The 866-nt window shown below is 59.5% G+C and carries 2 protein-coding genes; both read left to right on the top strand.

Features of this window, described 5'->3' with window-relative positions; genetic code table 11:
- Positions 1–8 precede the first annotated feature (8 nt).
- Positions 9–173: a RidA family protein gene (locus ACWF41_RS21400; protein ID WP_452183231.1), complete on the top strand. Its 165-nt coding sequence runs from the start codon at positions 9–11 to the stop codon at positions 171–173.
- Positions 174–521: 348 nt separating this feature from the next.
- A partial coding sequence (locus ACWF41_RS21395) for an IS110 family transposase (protein WP_452183227.1) occupies positions 522–866 on the top strand: 345 nt, incomplete at its 3' end.

Genomic DNA, 866 nt, shown 5'->3' with positions numbered 1-866 from the left:
CTTGGTATGTGACCGACAAGGATGCTTATGTGGCGGCTTATCCGGAGATCGGGAAGCATTATCGGGAGCTGATCGGGCGGCATTTTCCGGCTATGACGGCGGTGGAGGTGGCTGATCTGGTTGAGGATCGGGCTAAAGTCGAGATTGAAGTTACGGCTGTTGTGCCGGGGTAGGGTTTTGGGGTTTTCGTTTGTTTGTTGCGGTTGAGTTCTTGAGCCGCGCGTGACGGGGCAGGCGGGGTGAGGGCGGGGCTACGATTGCGGTCCGGAGCCTTCGCTCCGGACTGCCCCGTCGTCATCGTCGTCCGCCTTCGGCTCCCTTGTATCTTGAGCCCTGGGATGGTTAGCTACCATTCCACGAGAGACAGGTGAGTTTCTGCGGCTCCCTTAGGTGCCTGACCCTGTTCTGAAGACTAAACCCCTGTCTCTCACCTCTGACGCCATCGCGGACACTGGACGGTAGCCTAGGGCTTGACCCTGCATGCACAAGGTAAGTGGGCGCAGTTGGCATACTTTCTTTGTATGGAGGGTATGACGATGATCTATCTGGGTATTGATGTCTCCAAGCTGAAGCTGGACTGCACGTTGCTGCTGGATCCAGAGAACGACAAGCGCAAAAGCAAGGTTGTCCCTAATAGCCGGGACGGGGTGCACGACCTAGTCCGGTGGTGCGCCAAGCATGGCGCCGCGGCTGACCAGGTTCACGCCGTGTTGGAAGCCACAGGGCCCTATCACGAGCAAGCCGCGACGACGCTGCATGATGGCGGGCTGACGGTGTCGGTGGCCAACCCGGCCAACGTGCACGACTTCAGTCGGGCGTTGGCGATGCGGTCCAAGACCGACGCACTCGATAGCGTGGTGTTGGCC

Source organism: Isoptericola sp. NPDC055063, from assembly GCF_053608125.1.
Note: the sequence above shows the minus strand (reverse complement) of the source record. Positions and strands in the feature narration are given on the sequence as shown.